Below are 395 nucleotides of genomic sequence, written 5' to 3'. Positions count from 1 at the left end.
TATGTTGTCGGATTCGGGTGCTGTGGTGGGTGTGACGGTGTCGGAGTATGTGGGTGTGTTGGGTGAGGCGGGTCCTGGGGTGGGGTGGCTGGTACTCGACGGGGTTGGTGCTGAGCTTGATGTGAGTGCGGGTGTGGGTGTTTCGTTGCCGGTGCCGTCGCTCGATGATGTGGCGTATCTGATCTATACGTCGGGGTCGACGGGTGTGCCGAAGGGTGTCGTCGTCACCCACCGAGGCATCGCAGACATGGCAGAGCTCGAGCGCAGCCGTTTCGGCGTCGGTGTCGGATCGCGAACTCTGTCGTTCGCGTCGACGAGTTTCGATGCGTCGGTGTTGGAGTTGGTGTTGGCGTTCTGTGGTGGGGCGACGATGGTGATTGCGCCGACGGATGTGT

Annotated in this window: 1 protein-coding gene; it reads left to right on the top strand. The window is 61.8% G+C overall.

Translation table 11 applies throughout. The features are described from left to right. The coding region (locus A2J03_RS23795; protein ID WP_156520560.1) for an AMP-binding protein at positions 1-395 on the top strand (395 nt) is incomplete at both ends.

It is taken from the genome of Rhodococcus sp. EPR-157 (assembly GCF_001647195.1).
Classification (GTDB): domain Bacteria; phylum Actinomycetota; class Actinomycetes; order Mycobacteriales; family Mycobacteriaceae; genus Rhodococcoides.
The sequence above is the reverse complement of the archived record's forward strand: the minus strand, read 5'-3'. Positions and strand labels throughout refer to the sequence as shown.